The organism is Mesorhizobium sp. P2_C5_2 (genome assembly GCF_056404535.1).
The window spans coordinates 575,697-592,365 of sequence record NZ_JBFUDV010000005.1 but is presented as its reverse complement, the minus strand read 5'-3'; the positions used below and the strand labels follow the sequence as shown (position 1 = coordinate 592,365).

15 protein-coding genes and 1 tRNA gene are annotated in these 16,669 nt (G+C 62.0%); 5 read left to right on the top strand and 11 right to left on the bottom strand.

Annotated elements, in window-relative coordinates:
- Positions 1 to 164 precede the first annotated feature (164 nt).
- Positions 165 to 791, bottom strand: a complete 627-nt coding sequence (locus AC1D1B_RS21355) for a TetR/AcrR family transcriptional regulator (protein WP_477334398.1) — start codon at positions 789 to 791, stop codon at positions 165 to 167.
- 238 nt (positions 792 to 1,029) lie between these two features.
- Here AC1D1B_RS21355 and AC1D1B_RS21350 point away from each other — a divergent pair, with 238 nt between their 5' ends.
- Positions 1,030 to 2,469: an FAD-binding oxidoreductase gene (locus AC1D1B_RS21350; RefSeq protein ID WP_477334397.1), complete on the top strand. Its 1,440-nt coding sequence runs from the start codon at positions 1,030 to 1,032 to the stop codon at positions 2,467 to 2,469.
- A 139-nt stretch (positions 2,470 to 2,608) separates the two neighbouring features.
- Here AC1D1B_RS21350 and AC1D1B_RS21345 read toward each other — a convergent pair whose 3' ends face one another.
- Entirely contained in the window at positions 2,609 to 5,047 is a 2,439-nt protein-coding gene (locus AC1D1B_RS21345) for a GcvT family protein (protein ID WP_477334396.1), read from the bottom strand.
- 298 nt (positions 5,048 to 5,345) lie between these two features.
- Here AC1D1B_RS21345 and AC1D1B_RS21340 point away from each other — a divergent pair, with 298 nt between their 5' ends.
- Together AC1D1B_RS21340 and AC1D1B_RS21335 are read left to right on the top strand one after the other, a co-directional pair.
- Positions 5,346 to 5,663: a hypothetical protein gene (locus AC1D1B_RS21340; protein WP_477334395.1), complete on the top strand. Its 318-nt coding sequence runs from the start codon at positions 5,346 to 5,348 to the stop codon at positions 5,661 to 5,663.
- Positions 5,660 to 5,944 carry a hypothetical protein gene (locus AC1D1B_RS21335; protein ID WP_477334394.1) on the top strand — a complete coding sequence of 95 codons (285 nt, stop codon included), beginning with the start codon at positions 5,660 to 5,662 and terminating at the stop codon, positions 5,942 to 5,944. Before AC1D1B_RS21340 ends, AC1D1B_RS21335 begins: the two co-directional genes overlap by 4 nt.
- Before the next feature lie 101 nt (positions 5,945 to 6,045).
- On the opposite strand, the gene AC1D1B_RS21330 is transcribed toward AC1D1B_RS21335, so the two are convergent.
- The 3 genes from AC1D1B_RS21330 to AC1D1B_RS21320 all read right to left on the bottom strand — a co-directional run bounded on the left by AC1D1B_RS21330 (position 6,046) and on the right by AC1D1B_RS21320 (position 8,011).
- A complete protein-coding gene (locus AC1D1B_RS21330; RefSeq protein WP_477334393.1) occupies positions 6,046 to 6,978 on the bottom strand; it encodes a TauD/TfdA dioxygenase family protein in 933 nt (310 codons plus the stop codon).
- A 385-nt stretch (positions 6,979 to 7,363) separates the two neighbouring features.
- A complete protein-coding gene (locus tag AC1D1B_RS21325) occupies positions 7,364 to 7,828 on the bottom strand; it encodes a hypothetical protein (protein ID WP_477334392.1) in 465 nt (154 codons plus the stop codon).
- 98 nt (positions 7,829 to 7,926) lie between these two features.
- A tRNA-Leu gene (locus tag AC1D1B_RS21320) sits at positions 7,927 to 8,011 on the bottom strand.
- Between the two features lie 234 nt (positions 8,012 to 8,245).
- On the opposite strand from AC1D1B_RS21320, the gene lipB reads away from it, so the two are divergent.
- Positions 8,246 to 8,989 (top strand): lipoyl(octanoyl) transferase LipB, encoded by a 744-nt coding sequence (lipB, locus tag AC1D1B_RS21315; RefSeq protein WP_477334391.1) that lies wholly within the window; start codon positions 8,246 to 8,248, stop codon positions 8,987 to 8,989.
- A 21-nt stretch (positions 8,990 to 9,010) separates the two neighbouring features.
- Here lipB and AC1D1B_RS21310 read toward each other — a convergent pair whose 3' ends face one another.
- From AC1D1B_RS21310 to mce, 6 genes are all read right to left on the bottom strand, one after another.
- The gene (locus tag AC1D1B_RS21310) at positions 9,011 to 10,201 is read right to left on the bottom strand and encodes a site-2 protease family protein (RefSeq protein WP_477334390.1); all 1,191 of its coding nucleotides are present in this window, start codon (positions 10,199 to 10,201) and stop codon (positions 9,011 to 9,013) included.
- Positions 10,202 to 10,909: 708 nt separating this feature from the next.
- Positions 10,910 to 11,593: an ABC transporter ATP-binding protein gene (locus tag AC1D1B_RS21305; RefSeq protein ID WP_112394723.1), complete on the bottom strand. Its 684-nt coding sequence runs from the start codon at positions 11,591 to 11,593 to the stop codon at positions 10,910 to 10,912.
- Positions 11,590 to 12,921, bottom strand: a complete 1,332-nt coding sequence (locus AC1D1B_RS21300) for a lipoprotein-releasing ABC transporter permease subunit (protein ID WP_477334389.1) — start codon at positions 12,919 to 12,921, stop codon at positions 11,590 to 11,592. The genes AC1D1B_RS21305 and AC1D1B_RS21300 overlap by 4 nt, the downstream gene beginning before the upstream one ends.
- On the bottom strand, positions 12,918 to 14,246 hold the full coding sequence (gene proS / locus AC1D1B_RS21295) for a proline--tRNA ligase (protein ID WP_477334388.1): 1,329 nt from the start codon (positions 14,244 to 14,246) through the stop codon (positions 12,918 to 12,920). The genes AC1D1B_RS21300 and proS overlap by 4 nt, the downstream gene beginning before the upstream one ends.
- 742 nt (positions 14,247 to 14,988) lie before the next feature.
- On the bottom strand, positions 14,989 to 15,273 hold the full coding sequence (locus AC1D1B_RS21290) for a DUF1467 family protein (protein ID WP_477231404.1): 285 nt from the start codon (positions 15,271 to 15,273) through the stop codon (positions 14,989 to 14,991).
- Positions 15,270 to 15,674 carry a methylmalonyl-CoA epimerase gene (mce, locus tag AC1D1B_RS21285; RefSeq protein WP_477334387.1) on the bottom strand — a complete coding sequence of 135 codons (405 nt, stop codon included), beginning with the start codon at positions 15,672 to 15,674 and terminating at the stop codon, positions 15,270 to 15,272. The genes AC1D1B_RS21290 and mce overlap by 4 nt, the downstream gene beginning before the upstream one ends.
- A 134-nt stretch (positions 15,675 to 15,808) precedes the next feature.
- Between mce and AC1D1B_RS21280 the strand changes: the two genes are divergently transcribed.
- Complete coding sequence (locus tag AC1D1B_RS21280) at positions 15,809 to 16,651, top strand: MBL fold metallo-hydrolase (RefSeq protein WP_477334386.1); 843 nt, start codon at positions 15,809 to 15,811, stop codon at positions 16,649 to 16,651.
- The last annotated feature ends 18 nt before the right edge of the window (positions 16,652 to 16,669 follow it).

The following is a 16,669-nucleotide window of genomic DNA, read 5'->3' as shown; positions in this document are numbered from 1 at the left end:
GGCGCCGCGGATGGCTGGCTCCACCCATCAAATCTCGGAATCGAGCGAGTCATGTCGAGCCCCGACACGCACTGCTCGATCGCCGGAGGGAATATCTTGCAAGCACATGATCCGCCACTGACGGCATTCGTGGAAGCTATCTTGCTCACAGCTCAACACGATCCCTATGCATCCGAGAAGATTACGCGGATGAAATCGCGGTAGAGCATGATCTGCCGGGCGAGCGCCTGCTTCTCTTTGATCGCCTTCGAAAGAATGATGCCCCCATCAATGATCACCGACATCATGTCGGCCAAGTCATCGAGGCTGATTTCGATGCGCGGGGGATAATCCGACACAATCCGATCAAGGCGTTCACGGAAGCGCGCGCGCCAAGCGACAAAGGTGGACGCCCAGAGGTCGCGCACGTCCTTATCGAACAGACGCTCCTGGTAGCAATAGGACGCGATGAGACATCCCGGATGCCCATTCGGCAGATCGGCCACAATCTCCGCGAATATCTTGAGCGCAGCCAGAAAGCTCTGCAATGGATCGTTGCTGACTTCGTCGGCGCGGGAAAACAGATCATCGAAGAATCCGTTTTCTCGCGCGATGTATCGGACGAGCATTGCCTCAGCGAGTTCACCTTTGTCCTTGAAATGGTAGAAAAATCCGCTCTTCGTAATCCCGACTGCCGCGATCAATTCTTCAATGGATGTGGCGGCGAATCCCTTTCCGAGCACTCCGGCTTCTGCGATTTCAAGCAGGCGTTCCCGGGTGTCGCCAGATCTGCGTTCGTCAACGTCCTGCATCGATTGACCCTCCACCTTCATAGGCACTCTACCACGGGCGCGCGTGCGATGGCGGCGGTCGCCGCCCTTCACCTAAACGAAGCTCGCCGCCACCGAGGTGTACCATGGGTCCACTAGGCGGCCCGCCTGGCCGCTGACACAGTGCGCCGAGGAAATAGCGCGCAAGGTGCTTTCGGTTCAGAAGCCTTGTCCCTCGCCTTAACCGACAGCCACGCGAAATCCGGAGATGGAGGCGATTATGTCCCTGCTAACGATTGACGGGAACGCTGCAAACAGCACTGGCCTGGATCCGGAAATGCTCGCCGCCTTTTCGTCGAGCCTACGCGGTTCCTGCCTTACCGCATCGAACCCCGGTTACGATGAGGCGCGCCGAATCTGGAACGGACTTGTCGACAAGCGCCCCGCCCTGATTGTCCAATGCGTCGGCGCGGCCGACGTGATTGATGCGGTCAAGTTTGGCCGCGAGCACGGAATGCTTATGGCCGTGCGTGGTGGTGGACATAACGTGGCCGGAAACGCGACCTGCGACAACGGAATGGTCATCGATCTTTCGCGCATGAACACCGTGCGCGTCGATCCAACGGCCCGCAGGGCATGGGCGGGCGGTGGTGCAACGCTGGGCGATGTCGATCGCGAGACGCAGGCTTTCGGCTTGGCGACTCCGCTCGGCATAGTATCACAGACCGGGATTGCTGGACTCACCCTATGCGGCGGCCTCGGCTGGCTGCGCCGCAAGCACGGACTCAGTTGCGATGCCCTCGTCTCCGCCGATGTCGTCACGGCAGATGGCGCGCTCCTCACGGCTAGCGCCAATCAGAATAGCGACCTGTTCTGGGCGTTGCGCGGCGGTGGGGGAAATTTCGGCATCGTCACCTCCTTCGAATACGAACTGTATCCGGTCGGCCCCATGGTGACGCTATGCGCGCCCTTCTACGCGTTGGACGATGGCGTTCACGTCATTCGTCAATGGCGCGATTTCGTTGCAGACGCTCCCGACGAATTCAGCTCCATCATAACGATCTGGAACATACCGTCGGCGGCGCCTTACCCCGTCGAGTTACACGGGCGGGCAGTCGTCATTCCGACTGGTGTTTACGCAGGCGACCTCGAGAAAGGCGCTGCTTATATCCAACCCCTGCGTGAGCTCGGCAAGCCATTGATCGATTTGAGCGGTGATTTGCCCTACGTCGCCGTGCAGAGCGCCTTCGATCCATTCTTCCTCAAGGGCGAGCGCCTGAACTACTGGAAATCGCTCTACCTTGACAGGCTCGACGACGAGGCGATCCAGCGCATCGTTGCGCGCGGCCAGAAACGGCCCTCGCCTTGGTCGCTTATCGATATATCGCATTTGGGCGGCGCCATGGCGCGTGTCCGTCCTCACGACACCGCGCTGGGCGCGCGCGATTCTCCGTATTTGCTCAGCATCGACACGTCTTGGACGGAGCGGGAGAGTACGGAGCCGGCGATCGCCTGGACTCGCAATTTTTGGAGCGAGATGCGGCCCTTCTCGGGGGACCGGGTGTACCTGAACTTTCCCGGACAAGGTGAAGAGGGCGAGGCGATGGCGCGGACTTCGCACGGAGAAGCCAACTATCAGCGGCTCGTGGATCTCAAGTCCAAGTACGATCCCGAAAACCTATTCCGACTCAACCAAAACATAAGGCCGCGAACCGGCTGAACGTCAGCGCGCGCTCACCACCGGTGGACGGGCAAATTCGCTGGAAGCGAAACCAAGTGCGTGATCGGGCGAGTTTTGAACAACGATTGCCGGGCCGGGGTGAGATGCAGGCGGACTGAACGACTGTGCTCCAGGTCCTTTACATGCGCCCGCGCGCGCCTTCCGGATCATAGGGAGAGTCGGCGATCACCCGTGCCGGGCGCCGCTCGCCGAGAATTGAAACCTCCAGCACTGTCCCGGGCGTCCCAAGCTCCAGCGGCAGCAGCGCCAATGCTATGTCATGACCAAACGTGTAGGAATAACCCGCCGATGTGACGCGGCCGACAAGGCTGCTGTCGCGATAGACGCCCTCATAGGCAAAGGCGCTCGCCCCATCCGTGTCGATGGACAGCGTCACGATCCGGCGCGCCGTTCCCTGCTTCTGCTGCGCAGCCAGGGAGGTGCTGCCGATGAAGTCTCCCTTGTCGAGCCTCACAAAGCGGTCGAGACCGCTCTCCCAGGCCGACAGTTCGAGGTTCATGTCGCGGTACATGGCGCGGAAAGACTTGTCGAGGCGCAGCGATTCCAGCGCCTGCAACCCGACCAGCCTCAGCCCGTGCGCCTCACCTGATGCCAGAAGCGCATCCAGCAAATGCCGTTGATAGCAGAGCGGATGATAGAGCTCCCAGCCGAGCTCGCCCGAATAGTTGACCCGCATCAGCCGCACGTCGCTGGCCAGGGCGACGGTCGCCGACTGCACGCTGAACCAGGGGAAAGCCTCGTTCGACAGATCGATCTCCGTCAGCGGCTGCAGAACGTCGCGCGCCTTGGGCCCGACCACGGTGAAACTGCCGCGATCGTTGGTGACATTGCGCAGCTGCACGCTGCCGTCCTTCGGCAGCAGCCGGTTCAGGTCGTCGTAGTTCCAGCGTTCGGCGCGCGGCGTCGAGACGAGGTAGAACAGGTCGTTCCGTAGCCGCGCCACCACATACTCTGCCTGCACACCACCGGCCGGCGTGAGATGGTGGGCGAGCGCGATGCGACCGAGGCGCGGCAGGCGATTGGCGAGGATCCCGTCGAGCCAGCGCTCGGCACCCGGGCCGCTGACCTCGAACTTCGTCATCGGCGTCATCTCGACCAGGCCGACGGCCTGCCGGACAGCCTGGACCTCCTCGCCGACATAGGTGCCCTTGGCGGTCCAGCGCCAGCTGTACGAATTGCGGGCCTCGACGCCCGAAGGTGCGAACCAGCTTGGCATTTCCCAGCCGTTCAGCACATCCCACACAGCACCGAGCTGACCCAGGCGGTCGTAGGACGGAGCTGTTTTCTGCGGACGTGCCGCCGGCATGTCCTGGCCCGGATAATGCTGCGTCGCATGGGTGCCCCAGGCTTCCCGCACCTTCTCCCGGGTCCACTTCTTGTTGGCATGGTCGCCAAAGCGCCGCGGATCCAGCTCCGCCGTGTCGATGCTGTTGCCGCCTTCGACAATCCGTTCGGAAAGGTAATGGCCGATCGCTCCGCCCCACAGGATGCCGCCCGGAACGCCTTCTGCGAGCCAGACATTCTGGAGCCCCCAGGCCGGCCCCATCAACGGCAGCTCATCGGCCGTCATCTGGAACGGTCCGCGTACATTTCGCTTGATGCCGGCGCGCCCGAGCGCGGGCACGAGTTCGCTCGCCCGTTCCCAATTCCAGGAGACGGCGTCGAAATCCTCATCGAGCAGGTCGGCGCCGAACCATTCCGGCACGCCGTTTTCGGCGAACAGCTTGAGCTGTTCGGTGCGCTCGTAGGGGCCGAACAGCAGCCCGTCCCCTTCCTCACGCAAATAGCCCTCGTAACCCTCGTCCCTCAGGATCGGCATTTCCGGAAGGCCCTGCCGCTTGCGCTCCACGACTTCGGGCACCGCGTCGGTGATCCAGTACTGATGCACGATCGGAATTGCCGGAATGTCGAGGCCCAGCATGGCGCCGGTTTGGCGTGCATAATTGCCGGTGGCGAGGATTACGTGTTCGCAGATCATGTCGCCGCGGGAGGTTCTGACCTTCCATTCGCCGCCCGGCATCCGCTCGAACCCCGTCACTTCGGTGCCAAGATGGATCTTCGCGCCGAGGTCGCGTGCACCCTTGGCCATGGCCTGGGTCACGTCAGCGGGCGCGATGTGGCCGTCATCGGGATGATAGAGCGCGCCGAGCATGCCGCTGTTGTTGAGCAGCGGCCAGATTTCTCGCGCCTCGTCGGGCGATACGATCCGCGCCCGTATGCCCTGAACCTCGGCGACGTCGATATAGCTGCGGTATTCGTCGAGCCTATCGCGCGTGTTGGCAATGCGCAGCTGGCCGCATTTGTGCCAGCCGACCTTCTGGCCGGTTTCGGCTTCGAGGCCCTCATAGATCTCAATGGATTTGGCGATCATCCGGCCGACGTTGAGACTGCGGGCATAGGAGGGTATCAGCCCGGCCGCATGCCATGTCGAACCGGCAGTGAGCTGCGTCCGTTCGAGCAGCGCGACATCGCTCCAGCCGCGCTTCGCCAAGCCGTAAAGAATACCTGCGCCGACACAGCCGCCACCGACGACCACCGCACGAACATGACCCAACATACGCGATGCCCCTGGATGAAATTGTCCTGGGCACTATAGGTAAGCGCGGCACTGTCGGTCACGCCATTTGCGACGCCGATGTGGCGAATGGCGGTTGGTACGCCCGCCGTACGGAGCTGCGGAGGTGGACTCGCGCGGTTCGCGATTGTTTCGCATTGCCAACATCGACACGCCGGAGATCGGTGACTATCCGCCGCGATGTCGGCACACCTCTCGCGCTGTGGCGAATTCGCCCTCGCGGCAACTATAGCTGAAGTGCGCCATTGGACAGCAGACCAGTCCTATGCTTTCATAAAGTGTGGAGGCGCAGGGGGGAACTGCTATGCCAATAGTTCAACGCGAAATCCGCAAACGCGGATTCTTCGGCCATGTCTTCAAATGGCTGTTCATCATCTTCAACGTTCTCATGGTGCTTTGGCTCTTCGCCTATTGGTCAAAGATCGGCGGCATGATTGATCAATCCGCCAGCCAAGCCGAGAAGGCAGGCGGCGCGATCGGAGCTGCCATAGGAACAGGCATGCTGGTCTTCTTCTGGGTGGCCGGTGACATCATCCTCGGTTTGTTCACACTGCTGACCAGAGGGAAGAAAATACTGATCACGGAGGATGGTCGATGAGACAGTTTCTTTTATCGGCATTGTTTATCGCCGCCGCTTCGCCAGCGTCCGCGTCCGGCTGTACTGTTACGAAGGCCCAGTACGCGGCCCTTAGCGACGGGATCAGCTACCAGCAGGCCGTCAACATTCTTGGATGTGAAGGCGAAGAGCTGAGCAGCAGCGACATGGCCGGTTACAAGACAACTATGTACATGTGGGAAGGCAACGGCTTCGGCGGCAACATGAACGCTATGTTCCAGAACAATGCGATGGTTTCCAAGGCGCAGTTCGGGTTGAAATGAACTTTTAGTCCTTTTAGTGGTGGCCGATACGCTGTCGCGGATGAAGAAGGCCGCCTGCACAGCGGCCCTCGCGTTTGACCACGCCTCAGGCGACTCTGACCTCAGGCGGCCTTGTCGGTCGCGGGCTTCGCGACCTTGGTGCGGGTGGCGCTGCGGCGACCGTCGACACTGACCGGAACGTCGCCGTCGACCGTGGCGCGACGGACGACCCGGTGCTGATCGCCATAGTCGTTGACTGCGTAATGCTGCGTGGCCCGGTTGTCCCAGATCGCCACATCGCCGGCTTTCCAGCGCCACCGGACGGTGTTCTCCGGCGCCGTGACATAGGACTGGAACACCTCGTAGAGCCGCGCTGAATCGCTTTTGGAAAGACCGATCAGCCTTTGCACGAAATTGCCGAGCAGCAGCGAGCGTTCGCCTGTTTCGGGATGGACGCGGACAACGGGATGCTCGGTCTCGTAGATCGTCGAGGTGAAGACCTCCTCGAAGTGCTTCCTTTCCGCAGCGCTCGCACGCGGCCTCACCGCCGCATAGTCGTAGACGTTGCTGTGCACCGCCCAGAGACTGTCCGCGAGCAGCTTCAATGGCTCGGGCAGGTCCTGGTAGGCCGCGGCGGTGTTCGACCAGATGGTGTCGCCGCCGGCCGGCGGTATGACGACGCCGCGAAGAACAGAGAATTTCGGATAGGCGTCCACGAAAGTGACGTCCGTATGCCATTGGTCGGCACCACCGCCGCCACGGCTTGAATCGAGTTCGAGAATGGACGCCGTTCCCTTGACGGGCCCCTGGGTCGGATGCGGCACGAGGTCGCCGAGACGATGCGCGAAGCGCTCCTGCTCGACATCGTCGAGATGCGCCTGGTCGCGGAAAAACACCACCTTGTGCCGCAGAAGGATCTGGTTGATCGCCGCCACGGTCTGCTGTGGCAGGTCGCCGGAAAGCCGTATGTTCCTGATCTCTGCGCCGACACGTCCCGTAAGCGGGACAATATCGGCTTCCGGGATGGTCTGCTCTACGGGTGCAAGTTTGGGCATGGGAAAACCTCTATCCTCTGGAACCGCGGGCTGCTGGCAACGCTCCGCCGTTACCGGCCGCACAGCGATCGGCGGAGCCCCCCCTTCACAAGGGGCTGTCTTGCTTGATTACGAAAGCGCTGCTCGCAACTCAGGAGACGAACGCCGCCAAGGCTTGGCGAGGAGTACCGAGATCACATTCAAAACGTAATTCTACAAATTCCATAGAAAAAGTGTTTCAAAGTTCGGTGGGTCGGAGAAAAATGACTTCTGCATGAGCTCGTTCCCGGAGCTGTCGGCGGCGTGAAGCAACGCAGACGATGAGGCACATCTTGCCCCATCAAAACTGTATCCCCGAAATCGGGAAGTGAGGTGGTTCAGATGGGCAGATCGCGAACGCGGTTGGTCACCCTATGGAGGCGGTCCCTTGCTTCCTGCATTTCATTAATTGTGACGGTGCGACGGCTTCCGCCCGCGTGATGCAGATCACGGCCGCTTCGTCGCGGCTCCGTGGATCTGCCGACGCTGACGAAAGGCCATGTGCCAGACAATTCCGAAGCTCTGCCACTTCCTCGATATCGGCGAACAGTTGGACAAATCGCGCATCGCGGCGATCAGCTTTCGCCTTACGCCATTGGCTGAGCACAGGGGCTTTCGTGGGTAGGATGGCCTCAACCGGGTCGATCAGAGCAAGGTACTCACGCATCGCCGTTTCGAGAAAGCCCCAAAACAAAAGCACCTCGCCGACCGCTGCCATCAGGTCGCGCATGTTGTATCCTGGCGGCGGCGTGTCGGTCATACCGGTATTTTGCATGAGGCTTTGGGTAAAGCCAATCGGTGTAGCTGATAGAACGATCACGCTCACAGCCAACGGAGGAATCCGCTGGAAGTCCTCGGCACAGTCAGGCCATTGGCTAAAGCCGCTTCAACAGGGGACCTGGAAACGCGAGCCGCGTTTTAGGGAAATTTTGGTGCGGTCGAGAAGACTCGAACTTCCACGGGTTGCCCCACAGCGACCTCAACGCTGCGCGTCTACCAATTCCGCCACGACCGCCCGTGGTAGGAGCCGGAACGAACCGGCTCGCGGCGTGTAGCAAATCGTTTCCGGCGAAACAAGGGCGCGGCGCGCAATAATCGCCGGGAATTGGCACAACGGTCGGGAAGGCCGAAATGCGTGGCGAACTGGACGTTTGCGCCTGATACCGCCATATGAAGGGCAAATGCATTCCGCCCGAGAGCGTAAGGCGGTTTCGGAAGCCGGCGTGCATTGCGCGAAAAACGAAAAGCCATGACAGAACGCAGCCAGATCGCCACGTCGTTCCTGCCCTTGCCCGGCTCAGCACCGGTCGAGTGGCGCATCGAGCCTGGCCTTACCGCCTATCCCGATGCGCTTGCCCTGATGGAAGCGCGCGCCGAGGCGATCCGCACGGGTGCGGCCGCCGAGATGGTCTGGCTGGTCGAGCATCCGCCGCTTTACACCGCCGGCACCAGCGCCCGCATCGAGGATTTGATCGACCCCGACCGTTTCCCGGTGTTTGCCGCCGGCCGCGGCGGCGAATACACCTATCACGGGCCGGGACAGCGGGTCGCCTATGTCATGCTTGACCTGAAGCGCCGGCGCGAGGACGTGCGCGCTTTCGTCGCCGCGCTCGAGCAGTGGATCATCGGCACGCTCGCCGCCTTCAACGTGCGCGGCGAACGCCGTGAGGACCGCGTCGGCGTCTGGGTGGTGCGGCCCGATCGCCCTTCCCTGCCCGACGGCTCGCCGGCCGAGGACAAGATCGCCGCCATCGGTATCCGGTTGCGGCGCTGGGTGAGCTTTCACGGCATAGCCGTCAATGTCGAGCCGGATCTCAGCCACTTCAGCGGCATCGTGCCGTGCGGCGTGCCGGATCACGGCGTCACCAGCCTCGTCGATCTCGGCCTGCCGGTGACGATGGCCGACTTCGACCTGGCGTTGAAATCCGCCTTCGAGGATGTTTTTGGCGCAGCCGAGCGCATTTCTGCCGAACCGGCGCGCAAGGCCGGCTGAAGTCTCGCCTCGATTAAACGCTCAAAGCAACCGCGCCGACGCCCACAACAGCCCGTAGCCGTGGATGGCGAAGACCGCCAGCAGCGCGCCGGCCATGGCGAAGCGGTCGAAGGTGCGGATCGGCTTCAATTCGTGGCGCGGTTTTACCCCGCTGCCCCTGGTCAGCAGGCTGAGGATTGCAAAGACAGCGCCCGCCACCAGCAGAAAGCTTTGGGAAAAGCCGGCCAGCCAGCCGATCGCCAGCAAGGCTGACAGCAGAGAGAAGGAGGCCAGCGCCAGCGCGATCGGGCCCGGACAGATCTGGCGCAGCACCTGACCGCCGTCGAACTTCCAAACCGGCACCAGATTGGCGATGTTGAACAAAGCGGCAAAGCCGGCAAGCGTCGCCAGCAGCGCAGCAGCGAGCCGATGCCCGTCACCGGAGGCGAGCCCGCTGGCGACGATCAGCAGCGGCACCAGGAAAGCGGAAAAGCCAGCACCCATCAGCGCCACGAAGGCGACCTCGAAGCGGCTGTCATAGGGCCGCCCGCCAATGGCGATGCCGCCGAGCAGCGGGATGAAGATCATCCGCGCCTTGCGATGCCCGGTCAGCCGGAAGGCCGCCATATGGCCGAGTTCGTGCAGGGCGACCACCGAGGTCAGGATCGCGGCCAGCGCAAAGCCACCGAGATTGAGCCCGAAGAACGGCCACAGGATGAAGGCAGACAAAACGGCAAAGCCGACCTGGCTCAGCGGATGCTCGAACCAGCCGCCCTTGCGATACTGCCCCGTCCTCGCCCAGTGCTGTAACTTGCCGAGCTCGCGGCGCATGGCGAAGTATCGGAACACCAGGAAGGCGACGCCGCGATAGCGATCGGTCTGGCTGAGCGTCACGCGCGTACTGTCGCCTTCGGGGACAAGTTCGGTGGTCTCGTAAAAATCCTTCCAGAACGAAGCGTCAAGCGCGGTATCCTCGATGACGCGCATCGAAAAACGACTGCCTTCGACGACGTCTTCGAACCGCGACCTGCGCTCGATCGGTTGGCCATCGCGACCTTCCCAGGACAGCATGATGCGGGCCGTACCCTGCCCGTCCAATGCCTCGGCCGAGAGTATCTCGCCTGACCAGCCGGCATCCCTGCCGAGCGGCCACAGCGCCTGCCAGAGGCGCTGCCGGTCCATGGCCACCACACGGCTGAGCCTCACCGTGCGCAAACCGAGCGGCGCGGTCATCAGCAAGAAAATCAGTTCCGAGATTGCCGGCCACGAGAAGGACCGTGATGATCGGCGACACTTGGGTGTTTGCTCCCTGTCTTGGTGGAGCACCCTAGCGTCATGGCGGCAAGAAAGGCTTAACGGCACAACGCCCTCCTGCCCGCCCTAAAACACTGCGGCGAGCCGCAGTTTCATCACATGGCGCCGATCCAGACGGCCATGGAAACGAGAAACGCACTCATGCACACCAACGAAACGACGTCCTGAACAAGATCGCTCATAACTCTCTCCTGTTGTTGTTATGTTCGTATTTTGTTCTAATTTTGTTCGAATGTCAACGAACGGAAAACGGTATGCCGACGAATCCTGACAGCCGGTTTGGGCAGGGTTAAGAAAGCGTTGATATGATAAGGGGCGGGATCGCGCGGTAGAAGATATCCACTGCTTCAGGTGGCGAGTTGTTCGCGAATGTCGGCGCTGCCCCTCACCTGCCTGCCGGCATCCTCTCCCCGTATAGTGACGGGGAGAGGGGCGCTGTCATCGATGATTTCGCTAATCGCCAGCGTTGCAGGTATAGCGCCGAGGCTGCGACCAGCCCTTTCTCCCCGTCACTATACGGGGAGAAATGCCCGGCAGGGCAATGAGGGGCGGAGCTGACTTCAGCGATCTTTGCTCCCCAAAAGGGCTAAGATCCGCAGGCCGGCCTCACCTGAGTATCGCCATACCCTAGAGCGGTACGACCTTGCCCTCGTGCAACGTCACCCGCCGGTCCATGCGCGAGGCCAGTTCGTGATTGTGGGTGGCGATCAGCGCCGCGAGGCCCGACTGCTTGACCAGTGCGCCGAGCGCCTCGAAGACATAGGACGCGGTGACGGGGTCGAGATTGCCGGTTGGCTCGTCAGCGAGCAGCAGCAATGGCGCGTTGGCGACGGCACGAGCAATGGCGACGCGCTGCTGCTCGCCGCCGGAAAGCTCCGACGGACGGTGCGAAGCGCGCTTGCCGATCTGCATGTAGTCGAGCAACTGCGCCGCGCGCTCCGCCGCTTCCTTGCGCGACAGCCCCTTGATCAGCTGCGGCATCATGATGTTTTCGAGCGCCGAAAACTCCGGCAGCAAATGATGGAACTGATAGACGAAGCCGACATCGTTGCGGCGGATCGCGGTACGCTCGTCGTCCGAGAGCCGTCCGCAGGCCCGGCCGGCCAAAATGACGTCGCCGGCGTCGGGACGCTCAAGCAGGCCCGCCGTGTGCAGCAGCGTCGACTTGCCGGTGCCCGATGGCGCCACCAGCGCCACCATCTCGCCGCGCTTCAGTGAAAAATCCGCGCCGTTCAGAATGGTGAGCTTGCGCGGCCCCTGGACATAGTGCCGCTCGACGCTCTTCAGCTCGATAATGATCTCGGACTTCATTCGTATCTCAAGGCCTCGACCGGATCGAGACGGGCGGCCCGCCACGCCGGAAACACGGTTGCCAGGAAGGACAGGCCGAGCGCCATCAGGATGACATAAGTCGTCTCGCGCGGGTCCATCTTGGCCGGCAGCTGGCTGAGGAAGTAGAGCTCCGGATTGAACAGCACCTTGCCGGTCATCCAGGAGAAGAACTGGCGGATGGATTCGATGTTGGTGCAGATGAGCACCCCGAGCAGAACGCCGGCGAGCGTGCCGGTGACGCCGATCGCCGCCCCCGTCATCAGGAAGATGCGCAGGATGGCGCCCCGCGAGGCGCCCATCGTGCGCAGGATGGCGATATCGTGGCCCTTGTCCTTCACCAGCATGATCAGGCCGGAGATGATGTTGAGCGCCGCCACCAGCACGATCAGCGTCAGGATCATGAACATGACGTTGCGCTCGACCTGCAGTGCTGAAAAGAACGTCTCGTTGCGCTGGCGCCAATCGACCATGTCGATCGGCCGTTGCGCCGCCGCGTCGACCAGTGGTTTCAGCGCATCGACATTATCGGGATTGTCGACATAGATCTCGATCGTCTGCGCCCTGCCGTCCATGTTGAAATAGAGCTGGGCTTCCGAAAACGGCATGTAGACGATGGAGCTGTCATACTCCGACATGCCGACCTCGAAGATCGCCGCCACCTTGTAGCCCTTCAGCCGCGGCGTCGTGCCCATCGGCGTCACATCGCCGTCGGGCGAGATCAGCGTGATGGTGTCGCCGAGCACGAGGCCGAGATTCTCCGCCATGCGCTTGCCGATGGCGACGCCTTCGCCGGAATCGAAGCCGTCAAGCGTGCCCTGCTTGACGTTTTGGGCGACGATGGCGATCTTGCCGAGGTCCTCGGCGCGTATGCCGCGCACCAGCGCGCCCATGCCGCCGCCGACATTGCCTTGCGCCAGCACCTGGCCGTCGATCAGTGGTATCGCGTATTTGACGCCGGCCACGCCGTTGATGCGGGCGGCAACCTGCGCATAGTCCTCAAGCGGCGAATCCAGCGGCTGCACGATCAGATGACCGTTGACGCCGAGGATGCGGGTCAGAAGCTCGGCCCGGAACCCGTTCATCACCGCCATGACGACGATCAGCGTCGCGACGCCAAGCATGATGCCGAGGAAGGAGATCGAGGCGATGACCGAGATCACGGTCTCCTTGCGGCGTGAGCGCAAATAGCGCCAGGCGACCATGCGCTCGAACATGGAAAACGGGCCTGCGACCGGAGATTTGGCGGCCGGCGACTTGCCGACCGGAGACTTGGCGACCGAAGGCTTCGCTGCCGCGGCTTGGCTCATGCGGTTGCACCGAAGCGTTTCCTGGCCTCCGCCACCGGCAGCGTCTCGCGCTCGCCAGTCCGGCGGTTCTTGATCTCGATCTCGCCGGCAGCGACGCCGCGCGGTCCGACGATCACCTGCCAGGGCAGGCCGATCAGGTCGGCGGTGGCGAACTTGCCGCCCGGCCTCTGGTCGGTGTCGTCGTAAAGCACATCCTTGCCCGCACCGGTGAAGGCGGCATAGAGCTCATTGCAGACGCGGTCGCAGTCGGCGTCGCCCACCTTCATGTTGATCAGGCCGATGTCGAACGGCGCCACCGCCTCCGGCCAGATGATGCCGTTGTCGTCATGGCTGGCCTCGATGATCGCCGCCACAAGGCGCGAAGGACCGATGCCGTAGGAGCCGCCGGAGACGAAATGATCCTTGCCGTCGGGCCCGGTCACCTTGGCGCCCATCGGCTTCGAATATTTATCGCCGAAATGGAAGATGTGGCCGACCTCGATGCCGCGCGCCGAAACACGGTCCGCTTCGCCGAGCTTGTCCCAGGCCGCCTCGTCATGCATCTCGTCGGTGGCGGCGTAAGGTGTCGTCCAGGTCTTGACGATGTCGGCGATCTCGCCGTCATTGGCGAAGTCGGTGTTTTCGCCGGGCACCTGAAGCGACAGATACTCGCGATTGCAATAGACCTGGCTTTCGCCGGTGTCGGCCAGGATGATGAATTCGTGGCTGAGGTCGCCGCCGATCGGCCCGGTGTCGGCCCGCATCGGAATGGCCTGCAACCCCATGCGCGTGAAGGTCCTGAGATAGGAGACGAACATCCTGTTATAGGCCGCCTTGGCGCCCTCGAAATCGAGGTCGAACGAATAGGCGTCCTTCATCAGGAATTCGCGTGAGCGCATGACGCCGAAGCGCGGCCGCACCTCGTCGCGGAACTTCCACTGGATGTGGTAGAGGTTGAGCGGCAAATCCTTGTAGGACTTGACGTAGGCCCGCACGATCTCGGTGACCACTTCCTCATTGGTCGGTCCGTAGAGCATGTCGCGGTCCTGCCGGTCCTTGATGCGCAGCATCTCCTTGCCGTAATCGTCATAGCGGCCGCTTTCGCGCCACAGATCGGCCGACTGAATGGTCGGCATCAGGATTTCCAACGCGCCGGCGCGGTTCTGCTCCTCGCGGATGATGCGGCAGACCTTGTCCAGCACCAGCTTGCCCAGCGGCAGCCAGGAAAAGCTGCCCTGCCCCTGCTGGCGGATCATGCCGGCACGCAGCATCAGCCGGTGCGAGACGATCTCGGCCTCGCGCGGATTTTCTTTCAGGATGGGCAGGAAAAACTGCGACAAACGCATGGACAGGTCCGTGAGAGAGGAGGCTGCGCCGGAATCGGCGCGGCTGGCTTGCTTGCCCCGGCTTCATAGCTATTTCGTGACGGAATGGAAACCCGACCGGCCGCATCGGCCCGAAATCGCAAAAAATCGATTCTTCTTCCAAAGACCTTCGAACCGAAAACGATAATCCTTGGGCGCAAAGTGCTCCGCCTGGCCGCGAAGTGCTGACACACGCTTTACGCGTCCGAGCGACGCAGCACACCTGGCCACAATAATGCGGCAACCCCGCTGTTGTTCGTTTCGCAAGCAAAGCCTGCCGTACTATTGTGCAGTGCAGCACAGGATTGCCCGTTTGCGGGCAAAATTATGCGTGACAATTTCATCGGGGTTAGGCTAGTGTGCCCCGATAACCGAGAGGGTAGAGAAAAATCTGCTCTCCTACGCGGTCAAAGTCTTGGGAGGATGCGATCTAGGCGCGGTTACCCGCTGCCGCCGGAAACCGGAAAACAGATCGGAACGCGTTTAAATTGCAAGGCCTTGTGCCTTGCATTTTTTTTGCCCAATCATCTGGTTAGATCAAACTGTTCCCAAATCACATGAGCTTGCACCGGCGTGATCTGGTCGCGATTCTATCAGGATTGGCTATGCTTGCGCGCGGAGTTGCTAACCTTGGCCCGAGGCACCGAAACTGGAGTCCGATGCTCCGAAAATAGGCACAAAAAGCCGCATGCTGCCCGCCCGATTTTTTCGGCAGGAAAGTGCTTTAATTAGCCGGTGCCTGGCTGGCTTCGGGAATGATGTGCGGGACTTCGTCGAGGCTGTAACCCAGCCCGTGCGTCAGGCCGTAGAAAATGCCCATGACGACAGCCGTGACGATGGTGGTACGGATCACGGCGCGCAGCATATGCGGTCCGCGCGGGGCGCTGGCAACGGTGCCCAGCGTCACGTCGTGATCGTCATCCTGCGTGCGCACGCTGAACGGCAGCACCATGAACAGCATCAGCCACCAGGTGATGAAGAACAGCGCGGCAAACGAAATCCAGCTCATGCCTGCTCCAGTTCGACCAGCGTGCCGAAGAAATCCTTGGGGTGCAGGAACAGCACCGGCTTGCCGTGGGCGCCGGTTTTGGGATTGCCGTCGCCCAGCACACGGGCGCCGCTTGCCTTGAGGTGATCGCGCGCGGCAAGGATGTCGTCGACCTCATAGCAGACATGATGCATGCCGCCCGAGGGGTTCTTCTCGAGGAAGGCCGCGATCGGCGAGCCCTCGCCCAGCGGCTCCAGCAGTTCGATCTTGGTGTTGCCGACATCGACGAACACCACCGTCACGCCATGCTCCGGCAGCGCTTGCGGCGCCGTGACCTTCGCGCCAAGCGTATCGCGATAAGCGGCGATCGCCGCGGCCAGATCCGGCACGGCAAGCGCGACATGGTTCAGGCGTCCCAGCATGAAACCTCCAGCTTCGATGTCTGGCGTCTTACGGCAAATCGGCCGACATCAATAGCCTTTGCCAAGGCGCGCAAGGTCGCACTTGGGTGAACCCCCGACTTGTTCCAATCGATATCAGCGAAGTACAAACGGCCATGTCCGATATCCGCTCCCGCGTTTTCAGCTTCGATCTTGGCTCATTCAAGGTTGCGGCCCTGCTCGACGCCGTCGATGTCCGCGACAATCTCGCGGCTGCCTTCGCCCCTGGACAATCGCCGGGCGCAGTGCGGGAACTCGCCGTCTCGAACGTCATCGATCCCGATCGATACGAGCATTGCTTCATCCCGACGCTGATCGACACCGGCGCGGAAAAAATCCTGTTCGACACCGGATTCGGCGACGAGGACAGTGCACTCCTGCAATGCCTGCAAGACCTTGGGCTCGAACCCGCCGACATCGATGTGGTGATCATCACGCATGGGCACCCCGACCACATTGGCGGCCTTGTGAACAATGGCGAAGCCGACTTCAGCCGGGCGCGCTATGTGTTCGGTGCGGCCGAATTCGTCTTCTGGACCGAGGCGGATACGGTGCGCGAAGCCAGGCTGAACAACCGCGACCTGTTTCGGCGTGTCTGCGCCGGCCTTGCCGACCGCGCGACATTCGTATCGCCCGGAGACGAAATCGTGCCGGGCATCACCGCCATCGACGCAGCAGGCCATTCTCCGGGGCTGCTGGCATTCCACGTCGAAAGCGACGGACAGCAATTGCTCGTCTGGTCGGATGCTTTCCTGCACTCTGTCGTGTCGATCCAGCGCCCCGAATGGCGTGCCGATCTCGACGACGAGAAGGAGCAGGCCGTCGAGACCCGCAAGCGCCTGCTGAAAATGGTCGCCGAACACCGGCTGCTCGTCGCCGGCTATCACATGCCGTTTCCGGGTCTCGGCCACATCGAGCAGGTGGACGGGACGTTTCGCTGGCTTCCCGCCACCAGCTGAATTCCAGCGCTTGGCTTC

Bases quoted from the DNA above. Each gene is read 5' to 3' on its own strand.
- AC1D1B_RS21330 (WP_477334393.1), bottom strand. From the start codon at position 6,978: ATGCCCAAACTTGCACCCGTAGAGCAGACCATCCCGGAAGCCGATATT.
- AC1D1B_RS21310 (WP_477334390.1), bottom strand. From the start codon at position 10,201: ATGACCGCGCCGCTCGGTTTGCGCACGGTGAGGCTCAGCCGTGTGGTG.
- AC1D1B_RS21350 (WP_477334397.1), top strand. From the start codon at position 1,030: ATGTCCCTGCTAACGATTGACGGGAACGCTGCAAACAGCACTGGCCTG.
- proS (WP_477334388.1), bottom strand. From the start codon at position 14,246: ATGCGTTTGTCGCAGTTTTTCCTGCCCATCCTGAAAGAAAATCCGCGC.
- AC1D1B_RS21335 (WP_477334394.1), top strand. From the start codon at position 5,660: ATGAGACAGTTTCTTTTATCGGCATTGTTTATCGCCGCCGCTTCGCCA.
- AC1D1B_RS21280 (WP_477334386.1), top strand. From the start codon at position 15,809: ATGTCCGATATCCGCTCCCGCGTTTTCAGCTTCGATCTTGGCTCATTC.
- AC1D1B_RS21300 (WP_477334389.1), bottom strand. From the start codon at position 12,921: ATGAGCCAAGCCGCGGCAGCGAAGCCTTCGGTCGCCAAGTCTCCGGTC.
- AC1D1B_RS21345 (WP_477334396.1), bottom strand. From the start codon at position 5,047: ATGTTGGGTCATGTTCGTGCGGTGGTCGTCGGTGGCGGCTGTGTCGGC.
- AC1D1B_RS21290 (WP_477231404.1), bottom strand. From the start codon at position 15,273: ATGAGCTGGATTTCGTTTGCCGCGCTGTTCTTCATCACCTGGTGGCTG.
- lipB (WP_477334391.1), top strand. From the start codon at position 8,246: ATGACAGAACGCAGCCAGATCGCCACGTCGTTCCTGCCCTTGCCCGGC.
- AC1D1B_RS21305 (WP_112394723.1), bottom strand. From the start codon at position 11,593: ATGAAGTCCGAGATCATTATCGAGCTGAAGAGCGTCGAGCGGCACTAT.
- AC1D1B_RS21355 (WP_477334398.1), bottom strand. From the start codon at position 791: ATGCAGGACGTTGACGAACGCAGATCTGGCGACACCCGGGAACGCCTG.
- mce (WP_477334387.1), bottom strand. From the start codon at position 15,674: ATGCTGGGACGCCTGAACCATGTCGCGCTTGCCGTGCCGGATCTGGCC.